Source organism: Cryobacterium cheniae, assembly GCF_004403395.1.
Taxonomy (GTDB): domain Bacteria; phylum Actinomycetota; class Actinomycetes; order Actinomycetales; family Microbacteriaceae; genus Cryobacterium; species Cryobacterium cheniae.
The window spans coordinates 1-21,124 of the sequence record NZ_SOGN01000068.1; the positions used below are offsets into that span (position 1 = coordinate 1).

General features: G+C 70.0%; 19 protein-coding genes and 2 pseudogenes. 14 read left to right on the forward strand and 7 right to left on the reverse strand.

All coding sequences use genetic code 11. The features are described 5' to 3' along the window. A pseudogene (locus E3T23_RS15340) lies at window positions 1-782 on the forward strand (septum formation family protein); the annotation flags it as partial. 55 nt (window positions 783-837) lie between these two features. Here E3T23_RS15340 and E3T23_RS14395 read toward each other — a convergent pair. The 4 genes from E3T23_RS14395 to E3T23_RS14410 all read right to left on the reverse strand — a co-directional run bounded on the left by E3T23_RS14395 (window position 838) and on the right by E3T23_RS14410 (window position 4,386). Beyond that, window positions 838-1,638 carry an HAD-IIA family hydrolase gene (locus tag E3T23_RS14395; protein ID WP_134371229.1) on the reverse strand — a complete coding sequence of 267 codons (801 nt, stop codon included), beginning with the start codon at window positions 1,636-1,638 and terminating at the stop codon, window positions 838-840. Between the two features lie 53 nt (window positions 1,639-1,691). After that, window positions 1,692-2,336: a metal-dependent transcriptional regulator gene (locus tag E3T23_RS14400; RefSeq protein WP_134371230.1), complete on the reverse strand. Its 645-nt coding sequence runs from the start codon at window positions 2,334-2,336 to the stop codon at window positions 1,692-1,694. A 2-nt stretch (window positions 2,337-2,338) separates the two neighbouring features. Then, a complete protein-coding gene (locus E3T23_RS14405) occupies window positions 2,339-3,595 on the reverse strand; it encodes an Nramp family divalent metal transporter (RefSeq protein ID WP_420898333.1) in 1,257 nt (418 codons plus the stop codon). A gap of 98 nt (window positions 3,596-3,693) precedes the next feature. Continuing rightward, entirely contained in the window at window positions 3,694-4,386 is a 693-nt protein-coding gene (locus E3T23_RS14410) for a DedA family protein (RefSeq protein ID WP_134371231.1), read from the reverse strand. Window positions 4,387-4,487: 101 nt separating this feature from the next. Between E3T23_RS14410 and E3T23_RS14415 the strand changes: the two genes are divergently transcribed. From E3T23_RS14415 to E3T23_RS14470, 12 genes and pseudogenes are all read left to right on the forward strand, one after another. Beyond that, entirely contained in the window at window positions 4,488-5,117 is a 630-nt protein-coding gene (locus E3T23_RS14415) for a TrmH family RNA methyltransferase (RefSeq protein WP_134371232.1), read from the forward strand. A gap of 131 nt (window positions 5,118-5,248) precedes the next feature. Further along, entirely contained in the window at window positions 5,249-5,617 is a 369-nt protein-coding gene (locus tag E3T23_RS14420) for a DUF4440 domain-containing protein (RefSeq protein WP_134371233.1), read from the forward strand. Between the two features lie 114 nt (window positions 5,618-5,731). Continuing rightward, window positions 5,732-6,988, forward strand: a complete 1,257-nt coding sequence (locus E3T23_RS14425; protein ID WP_134371234.1) for a baeRF2 domain-containing protein — start codon at window positions 5,732-5,734, stop codon at window positions 6,986-6,988. Window positions 6,989-7,070: 82 nt separating this feature from the next. After that, window positions 7,071-7,766 (forward strand): ATP-binding cassette domain-containing protein, encoded by a 696-nt coding sequence (locus E3T23_RS14430; RefSeq protein WP_134371235.1) that lies wholly within the window; start codon window positions 7,071-7,073, stop codon window positions 7,764-7,766. Further along, a complete protein-coding gene (locus tag E3T23_RS14435) occupies window positions 7,767-9,857 on the forward strand; it encodes a YhgE/Pip family protein (RefSeq protein ID WP_134371236.1) in 2,091 nt (696 codons plus the stop codon). It begins immediately after the preceding gene. Window positions 9,858-9,904: 47 nt separating this feature from the next. Next, entirely contained in the window at window positions 9,905-10,498 is a 594-nt protein-coding gene (locus E3T23_RS14440) for a TetR/AcrR family transcriptional regulator (protein ID WP_134371237.1), read from the forward strand. Between the two features lie 8 nt (window positions 10,499-10,506). Continuing rightward, window positions 10,507-11,001, forward strand: a complete 495-nt coding sequence (locus E3T23_RS14445) for a DUF3151 domain-containing protein (protein WP_134371238.1) — start codon at window positions 10,507-10,509, stop codon at window positions 10,999-11,001. Then, a complete protein-coding gene (locus E3T23_RS14450; RefSeq protein WP_134371239.1) occupies window positions 11,002-12,288 on the forward strand; it encodes an adenylosuccinate synthase in 1,287 nt (428 codons plus the stop codon). Window positions 12,289-12,350: 62 nt separating this feature from the next. Continuing rightward, complete coding sequence (locus E3T23_RS14455; RefSeq protein ID WP_134371240.1) at window positions 12,351-12,995, forward strand: GNAT family N-acetyltransferase; 645 nt, start codon at window positions 12,351-12,353, stop codon at window positions 12,993-12,995. A gap of 94 nt (window positions 12,996-13,089) precedes the next feature. Beyond that, the gene (locus tag E3T23_RS14460) at window positions 13,090-14,124 is read left to right on the forward strand and encodes a DMT family transporter (protein ID WP_241977987.1); all 1,035 of its coding nucleotides are present in this window, start codon (window positions 13,090-13,092) and stop codon (window positions 14,122-14,124) included. 111 nt (window positions 14,125-14,235) lie between these two features. Further along, a pseudogene (locus E3T23_RS14465) lies at window positions 14,236-14,538 on the forward strand (chorismate mutase); the annotation flags it as partial. Window positions 14,539-14,666: 128 nt separating this feature from the next. Further along, the gene (locus E3T23_RS14470) at window positions 14,667-15,620 is read left to right on the forward strand and encodes an SDR family NAD(P)-dependent oxidoreductase (protein WP_134371241.1); all 954 of its coding nucleotides are present in this window, start codon (window positions 14,667-14,669) and stop codon (window positions 15,618-15,620) included. Between the two features lie 86 nt (window positions 15,621-15,706). Here E3T23_RS14470 and E3T23_RS14475 read toward each other — a convergent pair whose 3' ends face one another. The 3 genes from E3T23_RS14475 to E3T23_RS14485 all read right to left on the reverse strand — a co-directional run bounded on the left by E3T23_RS14475 (window position 15,707) and on the right by E3T23_RS14485 (window position 19,737). Continuing rightward, window positions 15,707-16,642 (reverse strand): hypothetical protein, encoded by a 936-nt coding sequence (locus E3T23_RS14475; RefSeq protein WP_241977989.1) that lies wholly within the window; start codon window positions 16,640-16,642, stop codon window positions 15,707-15,709. Between the two features lie 218 nt (window positions 16,643-16,860). Continuing rightward, window positions 16,861-19,170: a phosphoribosylformylglycinamidine synthase subunit PurL gene (purL, locus tag E3T23_RS14480; RefSeq protein ID WP_134371243.1), complete on the reverse strand. Its 2,310-nt coding sequence runs from the start codon at window positions 19,168-19,170 to the stop codon at window positions 16,861-16,863. A gap of 105 nt (window positions 19,171-19,275) precedes the next feature. Then, the gene (locus E3T23_RS14485) at window positions 19,276-19,737 is read right to left on the reverse strand and encodes a DUF3817 domain-containing protein (protein ID WP_241977991.1); all 462 of its coding nucleotides are present in this window, start codon (window positions 19,735-19,737) and stop codon (window positions 19,276-19,278) included. Window positions 19,738-19,955: 218 nt separating this feature from the next. On the opposite strand from E3T23_RS14485, the gene mgrA reads away from it, so the two are divergent. Next, the gene (mgrA, locus tag E3T23_RS14490; protein WP_134371245.1) at window positions 19,956-20,981 is read left to right on the forward strand and encodes an L-glyceraldehyde 3-phosphate reductase; all 1,026 of its coding nucleotides are present in this window, start codon (window positions 19,956-19,958) and stop codon (window positions 20,979-20,981) included. Window positions 20,982-21,124 lie beyond the last annotated feature (143 nt).

Below are 21,124 nucleotides of genomic sequence, written 5' to 3' on the forward strand. Positions count from 1 at the left end.
CCGCAGCCGCCCGCACCGCAGCCGCCCCGACCGGCACCCCGATCTCACCGCCCCGGGCCGCGCCATCGGCCCACCCGGCCGCGGTCACGACGCCCGACTCGGTCGCGTCTCCCGCACCGCGCCCCGCGTCCGGCGCGACTCCGTCCGGTCCCCGGACCGCGTCGTCCGCCGCGGCCGGTCGCCCACCCGGAGGTAATCGTCCCGGCAGGTCCCGCCTCCTGATCTGGGCTGCCGGCGGGCTGGTGCTCGTTCTGGCTCTGACGGCGCTCTTCTTCCTCGGGCGGAGCCTGGTCGGCGGCGGCGACGCTCCTGCGGCGGTGGCAACCCCGAGCGCCACAGCCGACCCCGGCGCGGCGCCGGCCGCGCCGACCGAGGCCACCGGTCCGCAGCCGGTCGGCGCGCACCCGTGGGACACCCTGTTCGGCGGCGAGTGCCTGCAGCCCTACACGACCCCCTGGGAAGAGGAATTCACGGTCGCGGACTGCGCCACCCCGCACGCCGCCCAGCTCGTGTACCGCGGGTCGTTCCCCGGGGACGCCGCCACCGCCTTCCCGGGCGAGGCCGAGCTGGCCGGGCAGATCAACCTGCTGTGCAGCGCGACGGGCGTCATCGACCTGGCCGCGGCCGGGGCCTACGAGGACGTGCAGGTGCAGGGCAGTTACCCGATCACCGAGGAACAGTGGGCCGAGGGCGCCCGCTACTACTACTGCTTCGTCAGCCGGGCCTCCGGTGAGCCGCTCACCGCGAGCGTCGCCGGTCCCGGACCGGCACCCGCCGCGTAACAGCACCGCGGCATCCGACACTGCGGCAACAGTCGCGGACGGGAGACGCGAGCGGCTAGATCGCGTCGGACTCCACGGGCTCCGTGGAGACGAGCTCGTGCACGCCGGAGAGGATCTCGTCCGGGCGGAACGGGTAGCGGCGGATCTCCGCCTGGTCGCTGATGCCGGTCATCACGAGGATGGTGTGCAGTCCGGCCTCGATCCCGGCCACGATGTCGGTGTCCATCCGATCGCCGATCATGGCCGTGTTCTCCGAGTGCGCGCCGATCTTGTTCATCGCCGAGCGGAACATCATCGGGTTCGGCTTGCCGACCACATAGGGCTCCATACCGGTGGCCTTCGAGATGAGGGCGGCGATGGCGCCCGTGGCGGGCAGCGGGCCGTCCGCACTGGGACCGGTCGCATCCGGGTTCGTCGCAATGAAGCGGGCACCGTTCAAGAGCAGACGGATGGCCTTGGTGATGGCCTCGAACGAGTAGTTGCGGGTTTCGCCGACCACCACGTAGTCCGGGTTCGTCTCGGTCATGATGAAGCCGGCCTCGTGCAGGGCGGTCGTGAGCCCGACCTCGCCGATCACGAAGGCGGTGCCGCCGGGCGCCTGGGAGCGAAGGAAGTCCGCCGTCGCCAGGGCGGAGGTCCAGATCCGGTCTTCGGGCACGTTCAGGCCCGAGGCGCGCAGGCGGGCGCTGAGGTCCCGCGGGGTGTAGCTCGAGTTGTTGGTGAGCACCAGGAACGGCGTGCCGGCGTCGTCCCACTGCCGCAGCAGTTCCGCGGCGCCCGGCAGGGGGCTGTTCTCGTGCACGAGCACGCCGTCCATATCGGTGAGCCAGCATTCGATCTCGTCACGGCGTGTCATTGGGTGCTCCCTCGGTTCGCGAATAATCCTAGCGGCGCGAGGTTTCCGGATGGCTACACGGTCAGCCAGATCGACCGGGCCGCCTCCGGCGCCAGCCGACGGATGCCGCCGCCCGGCAGCCGCACCGCGCCGGGTTCGAGCACGGTCAGCCGGGTCCCCGGGCCGACCCGATCCGCGGCGAGGTCGCGAAGGATGTCCGGGTCGCGGTCGCTGACACGCACCACCTCCCCGACGTGGCCGGGGGCGGCCTCCGCCAACAGCACGGCGTCCGGCCGGGTGAGGGTGCCGTCCTCGGCCGGGATCGGGTCTCCGTGCGGGTCGGCGGACGGGCGTCCCAGCCGGTCGTCGATCGCCGCCAGCAGCCGGTCGGAGATCGAATGCTCGAGCACCTCCGCCTCGTCGTGCACCTCGTGCCAGTGATAGCCCATCTCCCGCACGAGCCAGGTCTCGATCAGTCGGTGCCGTCGCACCACGGCGGTCGCCCGCAGGAAACCGGCCCGGGTCAGGGTGAGCGGCCCATACGGGACATGCTCGATCAGGCCGGCGGCGGCGAGCTTCTTCACCATCTCGGTGACCGACGACGGCGCCACCCCCAGCCGCGCGGCCAACGCCGAGGGCGTGATCGGGTTCGGCTGCCACTCGGTGTGCGCGTAGATGGTCTTGAGGTAGTCCTCGGCCGCCGGTGTGGTGTGCTTCATCATCATGCCCCGGTGAACACGAGCACGAGCAGCACCACGTTCAGGGCCACCAGCAGCAGCGCGCAGATCGCCCCGGCGACGGTCGTGAACCAGCGGTTGGCGTGCTCGCCGAGCACCCCCCGCTGCATGGTGAGCCAGACCAGGGGGATGAGCGCGAACGGGATGCCGAACGACAGCACCACCTGGCTGAGCACCAGGGCCTCGGTCGGGTCGAAACCCGCGCCGAGGATCAGCAGCGCCGGAATGAGGGTGACCACCCGGCGCGCCAGCAGCGGCACGCGCACATGCAGCAGGCCGTGCATGATCTCCGCGCCCGCGTAGGCGCCCACCGAGGTCGACGCCAGCCCGGAGGCGAGCAGCCCGACCGCGAACACCGTCGCGACCACCGGCCCGAGGGTCGCCTCGAGGGCGGCGTGGGCGCCCTCGAGCGTGTCGGTCCCGGCGACGCCCTGCAGAGCGGATGCCGCGAGCAGCAGGATCGACAGGTTCACCGTGCCGGCGATGGCCATCGCGATCGTGACATCCCACTTGGTGGCCCAGAGCAGTCGGCGCGTCGCGGTGGCGTCCGCCACGACGGGGAAGCGGTCCCGGGTGAGCGCGGAGTGCGCGTAGATGGCGTGCGGCATGATCGTCGCACCGAGGATGGATGCGGCCAGGAGCACCGAGTTCGAGCCCTCGAACCGCGGCACGAGGCCGGCGACGACGCTGCCGGCCTCCGGGGGAGCGAAGAACACCCCGGCCGTGAAACCCACGGTGATGATCAGCAGCAGCGCCACGATGACGCGTTCGAAGGTGCGCGGGCCGCGGCGGGTCTGCACCGTGAGCACGATCATCGAGATGACACCGGTGATCACGCCGCCGGCGAGCAGGGGGAGGCCGAAGAGCAGGTTCAGCGCGACCGCGCCGCCGATGATCTCGGCCAGGTCGGTGGCCATGGCCACCAGTTCCGCCTGCACCCAGTAGAGGCGGCGGGCGAGCGGGCGCCGCATCCGCACCCCGAGGATCTCCGGCAGGCTCGCGCCGGTGACGATACCGAGCTTGGCCGAGAGGTACTGGATCAGCCAGGCCATCACGTTACCGGCCACGACCACCCAGACCAGCAGGTAGCCGTAACGGGCACCGGCCGTCATGTTGCTGGCGACGTTGCCGGGGTCGAGGTAGGCCACTCCCGCGACCAGGGCAGGGCCGAGCAGCCAGAGCAGGCGAGAGGATGACGCGGTCGCGATCTCCGGGACCGGGCCCCTCGCATCCGTGCGCACGTTGTTTTTAGCCACACCGAAAGGATACGGCAGATTTAGGTGCGCCGAAAGATCGCCGCCGTACCGCCGCCGTACCGCCGCACCGCCGCCGTAATGGTTTACTCCTCGCGCAGGTCCTCGGGGATCGTGGCGACGGGCACGGGGCTCGTGCCGCGGGTGCGCATCGTCTCCCGGCCTGCCTTGTAGAGCTCGGACAGGATCGGCACGCCCGAGAGCAGCACGATGGCGATGATGAAGTACTCGGAGTACTTCGCCACGAACTCGATCTGGCCGAGCAGGAAGCCGACGAGGGTGAGGCCGACGCCCCAGGCGAAGGCGCCGATCAGGTTGAAGAGCACGAAAGTGCGATATTTCATCCGGCCGACGCCGGCGGCGACCGGCACGAAGGCGCGGAACACGGGCAGGAAGCGGGCGATGATGACGGCCTTGCCGCCGTGCTTGGCGAAGAACGCGTTGGTGCGTTCCACGTTCTTCGGGTTGAACAGGCGGTTCTGCTCCCGCGCGAAGACGGCGGGGCCGGCCTTGCGGCCGATGTAATAGGCGAGCTGGTCGCCGGAGAACGCGGCGATGAAGATGACCAGGCAGGTCACCCAGATCGGGAACGGCACATCCCCGGTGGCGGTGAGCAGGCCCACGGTGAAGAGGAGCGAGTCTCCGGGGAGGAACGACAGGACGATGAAGCCGGTCTCGACGAAGACGACGGCGGCGACGCCGAGGAGCACGAACGACCCGAACCAGCCGATCAGCCACTCCGAGTCGAGAAAGTCGAGACCGAACAGAGTGGGATGCATGGAGGTTCCTTCATTCGGGGTACGAGCCGGCGAAACGCGAACCCTGCAGGCCAGAATACCCGACGGTGACCCCGGAGCGCCCGGCGGGATACGGTGGATCAGTGCAAGAGCCGCAGAACCCCACGCCCGAACTGTCCACCCACGGCGTCGGACCCTGGCCGGGGGAGTGGCCCGAGGAGGCGTTCTACGACCGGGAGCTGCTCGAGCGCGGCGACACGCGCAACGTGATCGACCGGTACCGGTACTGGAGCATGGAGGCGATCGTCGCCGACCTCGACGAGAAGCGGCATCCGTTCCACGTCGCCATCGAGAACTGGCAGCACGACATGAACATCGGTTCGATCGTGCGCAGCGCCAATGCGTTCGCCGCCGACACGGTGCACATCATCGGCCGGAAGCGCTGGAACAAGCGCGGGGCCATGGTCACCGACCGGTACCAGCACGTGCTGCACCATCCGGATGTCGCGTCCTTCGTGGAGTGGGCCGCCGCCGAGACCCTGCCGATCATCGCCGTCGACAACGTGCCCGGCAGCGTGATCATCGAAACCTTCCGGTTCCCCAAGCGCTGCGTGCTCCTGTTCGGCCAGGAGGGCCCCGGCCTCTCTCCCGAGGCGATCGAGGCAGCGGATGCCGTCGTCGAGATCAGCCAGTTCGGCTCCACCCGCTCGCTCAACGCGTCGGCCGCCGCGGCCGTCACCATGCACGACTGGGTGCTGCAGCACCGATTCTGAACGGCGCCCGGGGGCAACTGTTGCCGAAGCGGACAACTGTTCCCCGTGTGCGGGCAACAGTTGTCCGAACGGGCCACAGTTGCGGCGTGCGGGGCGCCCCGGATGTCTTCGTTTGGGGCTAGCGTTGGGTCATGACTGCGATCACTGACGATCTGCCCGCCCGACTCCTGCACGAAGAGCACGAAGGGTGGCAGGCGATTCTCGCCGGCCGCGGCGGAGACTACTACCGGCGAACGATGACCGCGGACGGATTGCTGATCCTGCCGGGCGGGATCGTCACCCGCGACGAGGCGATGGCCTTCTTCAAGGAGATGCCCGCCATCACCAGCTACCAGCTACGCGCACCGGCCGTGGTGCGGCTCAACGATCATGCCGGGGTGCTGGTCTACCGACTCCTGGCCCACCGTGGCGACGAGGTGATCGAGGCGAACGCGGCCACAACCTACGTGTTCGCCGACGGCGGCTGGTGCGTCGCGGCGCACCAGCAGACCGCCCCGTAACGGCCTGCGGGGGGGCGGGTTTCCCGCTCCGCCGCTCACCGTTCCGGCAGGGTTGTGGACACCGGAACCCGGGGATACCGTTGCCGAGAAAGCGCCACAGAAGGGACTCCGGCCATGGCTGATTTCGGTAATGAGGGGCTCGCGGACCTGTACCGTCGCCCCGGTTCAGTGTCGAGCGCGTATGTCGACGTGACTCAGGATGCGCAGAATCCCCGACGCACCTCCTCCCTGCGCCAGCGCACGCTTCGGGAGGCGCTGACCGCGGCCGGCGCCCCGGAGATCGACACGAGCACCATTATCGAGCTGATCGAGGAACCGCCGGGGAGGGGCGGCCCGATGGGGCGGCTGATGGTCGTGCGACAGGGTGTGGTCGAGGTCAACGAGGTGCTGTCGGGGGAGCCGCTCGGCGAGTTGCTGGTCTCCTACGGGCCGGTGCCCGGCCTGGTCCCTCTGCTGATCCACCGGCCGCGGGACCTCAGCTACGTGGTGGCCGAGGCCGGCCGCGACGGAGGCGAGGTCACTCTGCACCGGCTGAGCCGCTCGCAGCCCGTCGCTCGCGTGCGGGTGGAAGGTGACACCGAATTCCTCACGAAGGTGGGGTCCGAGGACGACTTCCTCGCGAACGGGCGCTACCAGCACCACACCGAGGAGGTGTGGAAGCGCAACGAGGGCCAGATTGCCGCGGCGATCGACGAGGTCGTGCGTGACAGCAAGGCCGAGTTGCTCGTGCTCACCGGCGATGTGCGTGCGCGGCAGCTCCTCGTCGACCAGCTGGCGCCGGCCAGTCGCGAGGTGCTGCACGTCGTTCCCACGAACACCCGCCCGGCCGGGGCCACGCAAGAGGAACTCGAAGCAGACCTGAACCGCCACGTCGCGGCGATCCTCGCCCAGGACGAGCACGACGCCCTCGAGCGGCTCGGCGCGGGACTCGGCAGCGGCCTCTCCGAGATCGATTTCGCGGCCGTGGTGCGCGCCCTGCAGCAGAGTCAGGTCGACGTGCTGCTGCTGGCGCCGGACCGGATGACGGAGGAGACCCTGATCGCCCTCGACCGAGAGCCCTGGCTGGCAGCCACCTCGGACGACGCCCTCGGCGCCGGCGAGCTCGGCTCGGTGGCGGCCGCCGACGCGCTGATCCGCGCGGCGATCCTGACGGATGCGCGGGTGATGGTGGTGTCTCCCGGCGAGCTTCCGGCGGAGACGAGCGCCGCCGCCCTGCTGCGGTGGTCGACCCTCCCAGCCCCGGCCGAGGCTCCGACCGCCGCGGAGGCCGAGCTCGCGGAGCTCCCCAGTCGCGGCGACGCGGTGACGTTCCCGCGTCGTCGCGCCTCATCCGGCACCCCATCCTCCAAAGCGGACCGGCTGGAGCGGTAGCGCTCCGCGGCCACGCCGGGTGCGCGCGGCACGTCAACTTCTCGTTCTATACTGACTAGTCAGTATAAACGAGAGGATCGACGTGCAGTCGACAGTGAAGGCGCAGGATCTTGCCCTGCGCTTCAAACGGGGAGCGGTCTACGGTCCCCTGAGCTTCGAGGCGGGCAGGGGCCTCACCGTGCTCTGCGGCCCCACCGGCAGCGGCCGCACCAGCCTGATGCTGACCCTGGCCGGCCGCATGAAGCCCAGCGAGGGGATCCTGGAGGTCCTCGGCAGCGAGTTGCCCCGCCGGGCCCGCCGGGTGCAGAAGCACACCGGCATCTCCGGCTTCCACGACATCGACGCCCTCGAGGAATCGGTCACCGTCGGCGCCGCCATCCGCGAGCGCACCGCCTGGATCTCGCCCTGGTGGGCCGTCATCCGCGCCGTCGACGACACCGAGGTGCGCCGCGTCTGCGCCGCCGTATTCGGCGACGTGCCGATTCCGGCCGCCGACACCGTGATCTGGGACCTCGACGAGGTGCAGACCGTGCTGCTGCGGGCCGCGCTCGCGGTCATGAACAAGCCGAGAATTCTCTTCTTCGACCAGGTCGAGCAGGTGCACGAGCCGGAGTCCCGGCGCATCCTCTGGCAGCGCCTCGCCGCGCTCGCCGCCGCCGGAACCAGCGTGATCGCCTCCGCGACCGCCCCCGAAACCGAGATGTGGGCCGAGCTGGGCATCGACCCGACCGTCGTCGTGATGGCCAAAGCACTTCCGATGAAGCTGGAGACCCGCTGAATGTTCGCTTTTCTCTCCTCGGGCACCGAGCTGCACCGGTTCGGCAAGGGCAAAATGCCCAAGATCGCCCTCGTCGTGCTCATGTTCATCCCACTCATCTACGGGGCGCTCTACCTCTGGGCCTTCTGGGCGCCCGACCACGAACTCGACAACCTCCCGGTGGCGCTCGTCAACGTGGACGCCGGCGCCAGCCGCGACGGCGAACCGGTCACCGCCGGCCAGGACCTGGTCGACGAGCTGGTCGACGGCCACGGACTCGGCTGGACCGTGACGACTGCGAAGGATGCCGCCGCGGGCGTCAAGGACGGCGACTACTACTTCTCGGTCACCATCCCGAGCGACTTCTCGGCCGACGCCGTGTCCGCCGGCACCGATTCCCCGCTGTCGGCCAAAGTGCAGGTCGACTACAACGACAGCAACAGTTTCCTCGCCACCACCATGGGCAAGCAGGCCATGGTGCAACTGCGGGACGCGGTCGCCACCGAGATCGGCGACCAGACCGTGAATGCGCTCCTGGTGGGAGTGGACGATGCCGGTGACGGCATCCGTTCGGCAGCGGATGGTGCCGGCCGGTTGTTCGACGGACTCACCACCGCGTCGGCCGGGGCAGATTCCCTCCTGGTCGGCCTCGACACCCTGGCCGAGGGCGCGCTCACCCTCGACGACGGGGCTGCGCGCCTCACCGACGGCGCCGGCACGCTCGCGACCGGGCTGGACACGCTGTCCACAGGCGCCGGGACGCTCGCCGATTCCTCGGTGACGCTCGCCGACGGCACCACGCAGGTGTCCGAGGGACTGCAGGCCGCCGCCACCGGCGCGGAAACCCTGTCCCAGAAGTCGGTGCAGCTCGCCGACGGCGCCGACCAGATCGCCGCCGGAACCGGCACCCTCGCCGGTGGCACCGCCTCGGTGTCGACCGGACTGCACGACCTCGCCCTGCAGATGCAGGCGGCACCGGAAGGCACCCCAGCGTCGGCGTTCCTGCCGGCCGTGGAGCAGCTCGGCGCGGGCGCCGACACCGTCGACGCGGGCGCCCAGGGCGCCGTCGCCCAGACCCAGGCCTACGCCGGTTTCAGCGACCAGTTCTCCGCCGGGATGGGGGAGCTCTCCACCAGGCTGACCGCCGGAGCACCCGGCGCCGCCCAGGTGGCCACCGGGGCGGGGCAGCTCTCGGCCGGCGCGGCATCACTGGCGGACGGGGCCGGCACCGCGGCATCCGGGGCCCACGCCCTCTCCGCGGGGAGCACGGAACTCGGGGAGGGCACGGCGTCGCTGGTCGACGGTGCCGGTGAACTCGCCGCCGGCGGTGCGAGGCTGGATACCGGCACCGCCGAACTCACCGAGGGCAGCGGCACCCTCGCCGACGCCCTCTCCGAGGGCGGGCAGACCGCCCCGGACCTCTCCGCCGACCAGATCGCGCAAAAGACGGCCGTCATCGCCAGCCCGGTCACGCTCGTGCAGAAGTGGGAGAACGCCTCCGACAGCTTCGGCGAGGGGTTCGCGCCCTTCTTCCTGGCCCTGGCCACCTTCGTCGGCGGCCTGATCACCTGGCTGATCCTGCGCGCGCTGCCCACCCGGGCTCTCGCCAGCGCCGCCTCCGGGCTGCGCGCGACCATGACCGGCTTCCTGCCGGCGATGGCCATCGGGCTCGCCCAGGTCGTGATCATGGTGCTCGTGCTGGTCTACGGCATCGGGCTGGAGCCCGAGCACTGGCTCGGGATGAGCGCGTTCCTCTACCTGACGACGCTCGCCTTCCTGGCCCTGCAACAGATGTTCATCATCCTGCTCGGCACCGCGGCCGGCCGGGTGGTCAGCCTCGTGCTGCTCATGCTGCAGCTGAGTTCGTCGGGCGGAACCTACCCGGTGGAGACCACGCCCGTGTTCTTCCAGGTGCTGCATCCGTTCATGCCGGCCTCGTACGTCGTGACCGGGTTGCGCGAGCTGATCACCGGCGGCATCGACTCTAGACTGTGGGTTTCGGTTGCCGTTCTCGCCGTCATGCTGGTCGGCTCGATCGCGATCAGCGCCTGGAGCGCCGGCCGCCAGCGAATCTGGACCGTCGGCCGCCTGCACCCCGAACTGACCATCTGAAGCGCCCCGGCCGGCACCGAACCGGCGAACCCTGGAAAGGAAATCCCATGGCACGCGCCACCGGAACCAAACGCGCCATCCTCGACGCCACGCTGGAGCTGGCCGCGACCAGGGGAATCAGCGGCACCACGATGGACGAGGTCGCCGAACGGGCCGGGGTGGCCAAGGGCAGCCTGTATTACAACTTCAGTTCCAAGGACAGACTGTTTCAGGAACTACTGCAGGAGGGGGTCGGCGCGCTGGCCGAGACCCTCCGCGCCGCGTCGGCCGGGCTGCACGGCACTGCGGCCCTCGAGGCCCTGGTGCGCGCTCTGCTCGACCGGATCGCGGCGGACACGGCACTGTCGAAGCTGATGGCGGCGGAGATCTTCCGCACCGACCGCGCCTGGCAGAAGACGCTCTTCGCGCTGCGGCACGAAGCGCTCGCCGTGTTCGCGGAGGCGATCGCGGAGGCGAATCCGGGCAGCCGCGCCGACGCGACCTGCGGCCTGATGGCGTCGAGCGTGTTCGGCGCCGTGCTGATGGCGGGCCTGGAATGGCTCGTGTTCGAGCCGGAACGGCCCAGCGACGAGGTGGCCGCAGCCATCCTCGGATCCCTCTCCGGCGAACTGTTCGGCGAGGAGCGGCCCGCGCCGCGTTAGGATCGAGTGTGACCGGCGACAATTTGATTGAGCAGCCCGAGACCCTTCTTCCCGCGGAACCGGAGGTGATCGAGGCCCTCCGGCAAACCACCGGCGACGAGTTGGCAAGCGTCGTGGCGCAGCATCCGACGTCCTCCCTGGCCTGGGCCGTGCTGGCCGACGCCACGCACCTCGAGGGTCGCACCCTGGAGTCCTACGCCTATGCGCGCGTCGGCTACCACCGCGGGCTGGACGCGCTCCGCAAGGCCGGCTGGCACGGCCACGGCCCGGTGCGCTGGACCCACGAACCCAACCGCGGTGTCCTGCGCGCGCTGTACGCGCTGCGCCGCGCCGCCGGCGAAATCGGCGAGCGAGACGAGTTCGACCGCCTCACCACCTTCCTGAACGACGCCGATCCCACCGCGATCAGCCGTATCGACCAGCAGACCATCACGCCGGACGGCTACCGTGCCGCCGACCCGGCCCCGCCCACCGAGGCGTTCTTTATCCGAGGAGAAAACTAAATGCCAGCGATCGTTCTGATCGGCGCCCAGTGGGGCGACGAGGGCAAAGGCAAGGCCACCGACCTCCTCGGCAGCCGGGTTGACTACGTGGTCAAGTTCAACGGCGGAAACAACGCCGGCCACACCGTGGTCATCGGCACCGAGAAGTACGCGCTGCACCTGCTGCCGTCGGGCATCCTCACCGCCGGTGTCACGCCGATCATCGCCAACGGCGTGGTCGTCGACATCGAGGTGCTCTTCGAAGAGCTCGACGCGCTGATCTCCCGCGGCGTCGACGTCTCCCGACTCAAGGTGAGCGCCAACGCGCACATCATCACCCAGTACCACCGCACGGTCGACAAGGTCACCGAACGTTTCCTCGGCAAGCGCCAGATCGGCACCACCGGCCGCGGCATCGGCCCGACCTACGCCGACAAGATCAACCGCGTCGGCATCCGCGTGCAGGACCTGTTCGACGAGAACATCCTGCGCCAGAAGGTCGAGGGTGCCCTCGCCCAGAAGAACCACCTGCTGGTCAAGGTCTACAACCGCCGCGCCATCTCGGTCGACGAGATCGTGGAGGACCTGCTCGGCTACGCGGAACGCCTGCGCCCGATGGTCGCCGACACCGCCCTGCTGCTGCACGAGGCCCTCACCGAGGGCAAGACCGTGCTGTTCGAGGGCGGCCAGGCCACGATGCTGGATGTCGACCACGGCACCTACCCGTTCGTCACCTCCTCGAACGCGACCTCCGGCGGCGCCGTGACCGGCTCGGGCATCGGCCCGAACCGGATCGACCGGATCATCGCCGTCGTCAAGGCGTACACGACCCGCGTCGGCGCCGGCCCGTTCCCGACCGAACTGTTCGACGAGTCCGGCGAGTTCCTGCGCGCCCAGGGCTTCGAGTTCGGCACCACCACGGGGCGCCCGCGCCGCTGCGGCTGGTACGACGCACCCGTCGCCCGCTACACGGCCCGCATCAACGGGGTCACCGACTTCGTACTGACCAAACTCGATGTGCTGACGGGCCTGGCCACGATCCCGGTCTGCGTCGCGTACAGCGTCGACGGCGTGCGTTACGACGAGGTGCCCGTGTCGCAGTCCGACTTCCACCACGCGAAGCCTATCTTCGAGGAATTCCCCGGCTGGACCGAGGACATCACCGGCGCCCGCACCTTCGAGGACCTGCCGACGAACGCCCAGGCGTACGTGCTCGCGATCGAGAAGATGAGCGGCGCCCGGATCTCGGCGATCGGCGTCGGCCCCGGCCGCGAGGCGATCATCTCGCGCCACGATCTCGTCGACTAGGTCGCACCGACCCGACCCCCGCCGTTCATTCGGAGGCAACCTGACGCTGCCACAGTGTCGGGATGAGCGCCGAACGACCTCAGAGCATCGACATCGTGGGCCACTATGTGCGGCTTGAACCCCTCACCCGCGCGCTGCTGCCGGAGCTGCACGGCGCGATCGCGCATCCGCTCGTCTTCGACGGCGGCTTCGGGGGCGGCCCGGGCGGGCTTCGCACGGGCCTGGCCGCGTTCACCGACTGGGCGGATGCCTACGTGCACTGGGCGGGGCTGCCGTACGCGGTGCGCCTCAGGGGCGGTCCGCACGACGGTGACCTGGTGGGCATGTCCACGCTCGGCGACCTGCACCTCGCGCACGAGTCGGCGCATGTCGGCTGGACCGCCTACGACCCGCGGGTCTGGGGCACCGCCGTCAACGCTGAGACGAAGCTGCTGCTGCTCGGGCTGGCCTTCGACCACGGGTTCGGGCGGGTGAAGATCCAGGCGGATGTGATGAACGTGCGGTCCTGCGCGGCCATCGCGGGCCTCGGGGCCACGTATGAGGGGATCATCCGGCGGGAGCGGCGCCGGGCCGACGGCAGCTGGCGGGACACCGTGATCTACTCGATCCTCGACAGCGAGTGGCCCCGGGTACGAGCCGGCCTGCGGGCGCGCCTCGACGGGTACGGCGCCAGGTCGGTGGAGTACCGCGTCCGTCAGTCACACTGAACGAATTCGACGGAGACGCTGCTCCCCGGAGGCGAAAACCGGGCACCGGCCGAAACGCGTGCGGGGTGTCGGCGGGCCGCGATAGGGTCGGCTGATGAGAGACGTTGCCGCCGGCCGAACCCTGGTCGCCCTCCAGTTCCTGGGCATGGGCGTGGTCTGGGGTGCCAGTTTCCTGTTCATGAAGATCGCCCTCGACGGGGTCACGTTCGGCCAGGTCGCGTGGTCCCGGCTGGTGCTCGGCGGGCTCACCCTCGGACTGATCGTGCTGGTCACCCGTCCGCGGGTGCAGAACGGGCCGGTGCTGCCGCGCGAAAAGGTGGTCTGGCTGCATTTCCTGGTGATCGCGATCACCGGCTGCGTCGTGCCGCACCTTCTGTTCGCGTGGGCCGAGCAATACGTGTCCTCGAGTCTGGCCAGCATCTACAACGCCGTCACCCCGATCATGACCGCGCTGATGGCGACGCTCGCATTCCGGGTGGAGCGGCTCGTGCGCGGGCAGGTGGCGGGCATCCTCGTGGGCATCGCCGGCGTGGTCGTGATCATCGGACCATGGCGCTATGCGGCCCTGACCGGCGACCTCTGGGGCCAGCTGGCCTGCCTGGGCGCGGCGGTCTGCTACGGCTTCACCTTCGGCTACACCCGGCGGTTCCTGAGCGGGCGGCCGATCGCCCCCGCGACCTTCGCGTTCCTGAACATCGGCATCGCCGGGGCGATCATGCTCGCGGCCACCCCGGTGCTGGCGTGGCATCCGGTGGCGCTGACCGTGCCGATCGTGGCCGGGCTGCTCACGCTCGGCATGCTCGGCACGGGCGTGGCCTACATCTGGCACATCAACGTGCTGCGCGCCTGGGGACCGACGAACGCGTCCACGGTGACATATGTCACGCCCGTGGTCGGGGTGCTGCTGGGGGTGCTCGTGCTGTCGGAGACGTTCTCCTGGCACGAGCCGGCCGGAGCGGCGCTCGTGCTGCTCGGCATTCTGCTGACCCAGCGGCGGCTGCGCTGGCCCGGGTGGTCGGCGCGGCCGTTGCGGACGGCAGCGTCGGATCGCCCGGCGCGGTCGGCGCGCTCGGCACGCTCGGCAGCGTCGGCAGAGTCGTCCGGGGCGCTGCAGCGGTCACCGCGGTAGCCGCCGGCCGGAACGGTCGACTTCACCGGGGAAGGCGGCCCACCGGCGGTACCGGCAGTGCGGGCAGTGCGCACGAAACGGTATCGTCGAACCATGGCTGCACACGAGGAAATGCCCGCCGGCGCGGGTCAGGACGCGATCGACGAGCTGGGCAGCATCCGTCAGAGTATCGACAACATCGATGCCGCGTTGATCCACCTGCTCGCGGAGCGGTTCAAGTTCACCCAGCAGGTCGGACGGCTCAAGGCGACGCACGGCCTGCCGCCGGCCGACCCCGAGCGGGAGCTGCTGCAGATCCAGCGGTTGCGCGGACTGGCCGAGGAGGCCCGGCTCGACCCGGCGTTCGCCGAGAAGTTCCTGAACTTCATCATCGCCGAGGTCATCCACCACCACGAGAAGATCGCCGGCACCGAGCCGGCACCCGGGTCCGCGCCGCGGGCCGTGGGCGTGCGAGCGGATGCCACTGCCGCGGTCACGGAGACCGGACCCGCGGCCGCCTCCACCGGCCCCGCCGCCGCTCCGGTCACGCCGCCGGCCACGTCGTGACCGCGTCGACCTCCGCCCTCCCCGGGGCGGCGCGCGCCCTCCCGGCCCAGTTCGGCAAGACCTTCGTCGTCACCGGCGCCAACGCGGGCCTCGGCTACTTCACCACCGAGCAGCTCGCCGCCGCGGGCGCCCACGTCGTGCTGGCCTGCCGCAATCCGGCGAAGACGGATGCCGCGCTGGCGGCCGTCCGCGCCCGGGTGCCCGGCGCATCCGTGTCGGCGGTGCCGCTGGACCTCGGCGACCTCAGCCAGGTGCAGCGTGCCGCGGACGCGCTGCTGGAGTTGCCGCGGATCGACGGGCTGATCCTGAACGCGGGCATCGTGCACCCGCCACGCACGCGCGAGCTGAGCCCCGATGGGCACGAACTCGTCTTCGCGACCAACTATTTGGGCCATTTCGCGCTCACCGCGCAGGTGCTGCCGGCCCTGCGGCGCACGCCGGGCAGCCGGGTGGTGGCGCTCGGGTCGATGATCTCCCGGCTGCTGGATTCGCCGCTGCTCGACCTGGAACTGGAGTCCGGCTACAACCGGTGGAAGGCCTACGCGCAGTCGAAGATCGCCATGCAGGTGTTCGGCTTCGAGCTCGATCGACGGCTGCGCGCGGCCGGAGCCGGCGGCGCTGGCGGGGTGCAAAGCCTCGTCGCACACCCCGGCTACTCGATTTCGGGGCTGACGCCGGGCATCCGTGGGGTCAATCAGCCGTCGCGGGCGAGCCGGTTCGCCGACACCCTGCAGTCCTTCGGTGCGCACGGGAAGGACGCGGGTGCCTGGTCGACGGTGAGCGCGGCCGTCGACCCGGATGCCCGTGGCGGCGACTACTACGGCCCGCGCCACCTCACGCGCGGCGTGCCGACGCTGCAGGAGCCCACGCGCACCTCGCTCGACCCCGCGGTCGCGGAGTCGCTCTGGTCCCGCTCGGAGCTGCTCCTGGGCGCCCCCTTCCCCGTCTGACGCGCGCGGTGTGCGCTCAAAACGCCGCGATACGAGGGGGAATGGCGGCGTTTCAAGCGCACGCGGCCCGCTGATAGGGGCGAGCGTCAGGGAACCCAGCCGCGATCAAGGAGTGCGGTGCGGATCCGGGCGATTATCGCCTGCGGAAGGTGTGATTTGTTGACACGGATGACCCGCCATCCTTCTTCCATCGGCTCGTCCAGGCGGTCGATATCGCGGTGAAACTGTCGTTCGTCTTCGCGGTGCTGCCCGCCGTCATACTCGATCAGAACCTTGTAGCGCCGGTAGGCGAGATCACCCAATGCCATGAAGGCGCCAAAACGATTGCGTAGTGTCACGTTCACTTCCGGCTCAGGCAGGCCGGCCCGCACGATGAGGAGGCGAAGCACTGTTTCCTTGGGAGAATCGGTGCGTGGACGCACCAGGATGAGGGCCTCGCGCAGGCGACGTGCACCGGGCAATCCGGCCTGCCGTGCCACGGCTGCGCACAGTTCTGCCATCGTGGAAGGCGGCCGCTGTCGGCGCACGAGCGAATCGCCCAGGATGATCAACTCATCGAGGGTGAGGACGGTGGACAGCTGGACCCACGCGTCGACCGCTGAAGCGACGGAGAGGTGTCCCACCCGAACGATGCGCACCCTGTCCAGCGGAATGAAATGCCCGCGCACGCCCTTGCCTCTGCGGCGACGGGTCCGAACGCTCGTACCGACATCCACTATTGACTGCTCCAGGAGCCGGATGGGGAGAGGCAACCCGTGGAGAAGTGCGGCCGTCGCGTGGCTGAAGAACTGATCTGCCGGCATCTGCACCGCATAGTGCTCGGCCCGGGTGCGCGCCGCAGCCCGGATGCGGGCCCACCTGTCCGCGTCGCTGGTAGGAGGCAGGGACTGGCCGCGCCCCAACGGCGCCCGCACGCCGTAAAAGGGCCGCGCGAGGTCGCTGCGCCGCAGCCGCCCGGAATTGACTCCCAGCTGATGAGCGTCGGCAACGGAAAACGGCCCGTCACCGAGCTCGGGTGGCAACTCAGAAGGCGGCCTCATCGCACGATGATGTCACCCGCCGTCGGCCGTCCGATGTTCTATCCACAGGCATCCGCCGACGCGGCCGATCGGGCTGACCCGGCAGACCCGCGGGGCTCGCGCGTGCGCGGAAAGGACCGCTTTCGGCCGGGCCATCGCGGCCGATTGGCCGCACGCACGGGAGCGACGGAGGAGGAGGAAAAAGAGGGGAGGAGAAACCCCTACTGGGCGAAGCGGGAGGGGAGGGTGCCGCGGTGACGCGACTGCAGGTCGGCCAGGGACACGGTGAAGTAGTCCTGGATCTCCAGGGACGACGAGGTCGAGTCCGTCACGCCGATGCGCAGCACCGGGTAGTTGCGCCCCTCGCACAGGCCGAGGAATTTGACGTCGTCCTCCCGCGGTACCGACACGATCACGCGGCCGGCCGACTCCGAGAACAGGGCGACGGATGCGTCGATCCCGTCGCGCTCGCAGATGTCGCCGAGCCACACGCGGGCTCCGACCCCGAACCGGAGCACCGCTTCGGCCAGAGTCTGGGCGAGCCCGCCCGAGCTGAGGTCGTGCGCGCTGTCGACGAGCGCCTCGATCGACGCCGCGTGCAGCAGCCCGGCGAGTGTCGCCTCCCCAAGAAGATCGACGACGGGCGGCAGCCCGCCGAGGTGGTCGTGGATGACGCCGGCCCAGGCCGAGCCGTCGAGCTCCTCGCGGGTGATGCCGAGCAGGTAGATGTTGTGGCCGTCGTCCTGCCAGCCGCTGGGCACGCGGCGGGCGACGTCGTCGATCACGCCGAGGACGGCGACCACGGGGGTCGGGAAGATCGGCTGGTCGCCGGTCTGGTTGTAGAAGGAGACGTTGCCGCCGGTGACGGGGATCTCGAGCGCCAGGCATCCGTCGGCCAGACCGTCGACGGTCTGAGAGAACTGCCACATCACCTCGGGGTTCTCCGGCGAACCGAAGTTGAGGCAGTCGCTGATGCCGACCGGCACCGCGCCGGTGACGGCCACGTTGCGGTACGCCTCGGCGAGGGCGAGCTGCGCGCCGCGGTACGGGTCGAGCTGGCAGTAGCGGCCGTTCGCGTCGGTCGCGATGACGAAGCCGAGGCCGGACTCCTCGTCGATGCGGATCATGCCCGCGTCGTCGGGGAAGGAGAGGGCCGTGTTGCCCATCACGTAGCGGTCGTACTGGTCGGTGATCCAGCTCGGGTCGGCCAGGTTCGGCGAGCCGAGCAGGGCGAGGAACTGCTCGCGGAGCGTGGCCGCATCCGTCGGGCGGGGCAGCGCGGAGGCGGTGTCGGTCTGCAGCGCGTCGAGCCAGGTGGGGTAGGCGACCGGGCGGTCGTAGACGGGGCCGTCGACGGCGACGGTGCGCGGGTCGACGTTGACGATCTCTTCGCCGTGCCAGTCGATGATCAGGCGGCCCGTGTCGGTGACCTCACCCAGCACGCTGGTCTCGACATCCCATTTGGCGGTCACCGCGAGGAAGCCGGCGAGCTTCTCGGGGGTGACGACGGCCATCATGCGCTCCTGGCTCTCGCTCATCAGGATCTCTTCGGCGGTCAGGGTGGGGTCGCGCAGCAGCACCTTGTCGAGCTCGATGAACATGCCGCCGTCACCGTTGGAGGCGAGCTCGCTGGTGGCGCAGGAGACGCCCGCGGCGCCCAGGTCCTGGATGCCCTCGACCAGCTTCTCGCGGTACAGCTCGAGGCAGCACTCGATCAGCACCTTCTCGGCGAACGGGTCGCCGACCTGCACGGCGGGCCGCTTGGTCGGGCCGCCTTCGGAGAAGGTGTCCGAGGCGAGAATGGATGCGCCGCCGATGCCGTCGCCGCCGGTGCGGGCTCCGAAGAGCACCACCTGGTTGCCCGCGCCGGTGGCGTTGGCCAGGTGCAGGTCTTCGTGGCGCAGCACGCCCACGGAGAGCGCGTTGACGAGCGGGTTGCCCTGGTAGACCTTGTCGAACCAGGTCTCGCCGCCGATGTTGGGCAGGCCGAGGCAGTTGCCGTAGAAGGAGATGCCGGACACGACGCCGTGCACGACGCGGGCGGTGTCGGGGTCGTCGATGTCACCGAAACGGAGGGCGTCCATCACGGCGACCGGGCGGGCGCCCATCGAGATGATGTCGCGCACGATGCCGCCGACGCCGGTCGCGGCACCCTGGAACGGCTCGATGTAGGAGGGGTGGTTGTGCGACTCGATCTTGAACGTGACCGCCCAGCCCTCGCCGACATCCAGCACGCCGGCGTTCTCACCCATGCCGACCATGAGGTTCTTCTTCATGGCGGGGGAGACCTTCTCGCCGAACGAGCGCAGGTATTTCTTCGAGCTCTTGTAGGAGCAGTGCTCGCTCCACATCACCGAGTACATGGCGAGCTCGCCGCTCGTGGGGCGGCGGCCGAGGATCTGGCGGATCTCCGCGTACTCGCCCGGGGTCAGCCCCAGCGCGTCGAACGGCTGCTCTTTCTCGGGTGTCGTGATCGCGTTGGCAACGGTGTCGGCAATGCCGCGGGAGGGTGTGGTGGTAACAGCGGTCACGAGTGGCGTTCTCCCCTGGATAACGGATGCTTGACCGGGTAAGTCTACCCGGCACGCCGCGCCGGCGCGGGTGCTGCGGCCGCCCGGCGACTCGCCTGCGACGCCCTAGCTGCGCCCGCCGGGAGGGCCCAGAGTCAGCAGCACGGCCATGATCGCCACCACGGCCACGGTGAAACTGCTGATCAGCACGACCGGCCGGTTCAGCATCCAGCGCAGCAGCCGGCCGACCCAGGTGTGGTCGCGCGGGTCGTCGGTGGCGACGCGGCGCCAGTCGCCGTCGAGCCGGCCGGTGCGGTCCAGACGGATGTCGAACGGCAGCGTCGCATAGGGAACGATCGCCGTGATCACGGCGACCACCATCAGCCGGATCGGCCAGTGCTGGTTCAGGCCCACCAGCACGGCGGTCAGGGCGTAGGTGATGAACACGAATCCGTGCAGGGAGCCCGCGATCAGGAGCGGGGTGCCGCCGGCATCCGCCACGTATTTCAGCAGCATGCCGCCGATCAGGAGGGTCCAGGTCACCGCTTCGGCGATGGCGATGGTGCGGTAGAACAGGCGGGGAGACACGGGGCAACACTCCAGGGGTGAGGATCGGGGGCGGAACCGTCGAAACGGGAGCCGGGAGCTTCGATCTTCGCAGGGTCGCGGGGCTGAGCGCATCGGCCGAAAGGATGACTCGGCGGATCGGCAGGTCAGATCAGTTCGCTCGCCGGTATCGACGGTTTCGGCTCCGGGGTGGGGCCGTCGCACTGAGGGCCCCCAGCCGACTGTGCCACTCTGAAGGGATGACGTACCTTCCCGCAGACACCCGTTACGATTCCATGCCCTACCGCCGCACCGGGCGCAGCGGCCTCAAACTGCCCGCGATCTCGCTGGGCCTCTGGCAGAACTTCGGCGGCACCGCGCCGATGGAAACGCAGCGCGCCATCCTGCGCCGCGCCTTCGACCTGGGCGTCACCCACTTCGACCTGGCCAACAACTACGGGCCGCCCAAGGGCAGCGCCGAGAGCAACTTCGGCGTGCACCTCGCGCAGGACTTCGCCCCGCACCGCGACGAACTGGTCATCTCCACCAAGGCCGGCTACGACATGTGGCAGGGGCCGTACGGCAACTTCGGCTCGCGCAAGTACCTGCTCTCGAGCCTCGACCAGTCCCTCGGCCGGATGGGGCTGGACTACGTCGACATCTTCTACTCCCACCGGGCCGACCCGGACACCCCGCTCGAGGAGACCATGGGCGCCCTGCACACGGCCGTCACGAGCGGCCGGGCGCTGTACGCCGGCATCTCCTCCTACTCGCCCGAGCGCACCCGGCAGGCCGCCGCGATCCTCGCCGAGATGGGCACGCCGCTGCTGATCCACCAGCCCTCGTACTCGATGTTCAACCGCTGGGTCGAAGACGGCTTGCTCGACACCCTCGACGACCTCGGCGTCGGCTGCATCGCCTTCTCCCCGCTGGCGCAGGGGCTGCTCACCGACCGTTACCTGAACGGGGTGCCCGAGGGCTCCCGTGCCTCGCAGGCCGGTTCGATGAGCCGGGACATGGTGAACGATGCGACGGTGGGGCGCATCCGTGCCCTGACCGAGATCGCGACTGAACGCGGCCAGTCACTCGCCCAGCTCGCCCTGTCCTGGGTGTTGCGGCGGGAAACCGTCACCTCGGCGCTCGTCGGCGCCTCCTCGGTGAAGCAGTTGGAGACGAACATCGCCGCGATCGACAACCTGGCGTTCAGCGCCGAAGAGGTCACCGCGATCGACGAGCACGCCGTGGACCTGGGCATCAACCTCTGGGAGCCGTCCAGCGCGGTCTAGTCCTGGCGCGCCGGGTCTGCCGGTCCGAATGCCGCGGGGCTGCGCGTGGGCTCTGCGGGGGCTGCGCCGCTCCGCGCGTGGCGTGCCACCAGCGCCGCGGCGCAGCACCCGCGCGACGCGTAACGCGGGTCGAGCGCGCGCGG